At 68.6% G+C, this 1,442-nt stretch carries 1 protein-coding gene; it reads right to left on the bottom strand.

Features of this window, described 5'->3' with window-relative positions; all coding sequences use genetic code 11:
• Window positions 1-94: 94 nt before the first annotated feature.
• Entirely contained in the window at window positions 95-1,357 is a 1,263-nt protein-coding gene (locus ACXJKH_RS20445) for a glutamate-5-semialdehyde dehydrogenase (RefSeq protein ID WP_457322109.1), read from the bottom strand.
• Window positions 1,358-1,442: the final 85 nt, after the last annotated feature.

The following is a 1,442-nucleotide window of genomic DNA, read 5'->3' as shown; positions in this document are numbered from 1 at the left end:
GCCTTTCGGTGGGATGTGGAGGAGCCGGCCAGCGGCCGGCACTACCTGTTGCGCCTATCTGCGATGACGAGCCGCCGCCACCGGGGTGCGCTGCTCACGTTCGGGTCTGGCCTTCCCCGCGCACCACGAAAMGTTCCACCGTCAGGGCTTCCAGGCCCATCGGGCCGTAGGCGTGCAGGCGGGTGGTGGAAATGCCGATCTCCGCACCCAGGCCGAGTTCGCCGCCGTCGGAGAAGCGCGAGGACGCGTTGACCATCACCACCGCCGAGCGCAGCGCGTGCACGAAGCGTTCGGCGGCGACGGGGTCTTCGGTGACGATCACTTCGGTGTGGTCCGAGCTGTACTGCTGGATATGCGCCAGCGCCTGCTCGAGGTCGTCGACCACGCCTACGGCGATGATCAGGTCCAGGTACTCGGCGGCGTAATCGTCATCGGTGGCCAGCGCGGCATCGGTCAGCCAATGCCGCGCGCGCGCGTCGGCACGTATCGCCACGCCACGCGCGCGCAGCGCTTCATCGGCCAATGGCAGGAAGGTCGCGGCGATATCGGCGTGCACCAGCAACGTCTCCAGCGAATTGCAGGCCGACGGCCGGCTGCACTTGCCGTCCAGCAGCAGCGCCAGCGCACGCTCCACATCGGCCGCACAGTCCACGTACAGATGGCACACGCCCTTGTAGTGCTTGATCACCGGTACGCGCGCATGTTCGGCCACGAAGCGGATCAGGCCTTCGCCGCCGCGTGGGATCGCCAGATCGATCACGTCGTTGAGCTGCAGCAGGGCCAGCATGGTTTCGCGGCGCAGGTCTTCGACCAGGGTCAGGGCGGCATCGGCCACGCCGGCCTCGCGCAACGCACGCTTGAGCGCGCTGGCGATCGCGGTGTTGGAATGGATCGCCTCCGAGCCGCCGCGCAGGATCACCCCGTTGCCCGCCTTGATGCACAGCGCGGCCGCATCGGCAGTCACGTTCGGGCGCGCCTCGTAGATCATCGCGATCACGCCCAGTGGCACGCGCACCTTCTGCACGCGGATACCGTTGGGGCGTACGTCATCGCGGGTGACCCTGCCGACCGGATCGGGCAGCGCGGCGACCTCGCGCAGCGCGGCAGCGATGCCGGCCAGGCGTTGCGGATTGAGCGCCAGGCGATCGAGCATCGCAGTGCCGGTGCCCTTTTCACGCGCCGCCTCGAGATCGCGCGTATTGGCGGCGAGAATTGCACCGGTATCGGCCTCCAGTGCCGCAGCCATCGCCTCCAGCAGCGCCGTCTTGGCAGTGGAGGACAGCTGCGCGAGGTGTTGGGCCGCGTTGCGGCAGGCCAGCGCCTGGGCGCGGATGTCGGAGGGGGAACTGGCGACCATCTCAATGTCCTCTGAAGATGCAGGGTAGAGCCACGCCATGCGTGGCTGCGGGATGTCGAACGGGGCCCGGCTGCGCAGCCACGCA

The sequence above is a fragment of the Stenotrophomonas sp. P5_B8 genome, from assembly GCF_054049855.1.
Note: the sequence above shows the minus strand (reverse complement) of the source record. Positions and strands in the feature narration are given on the sequence as shown.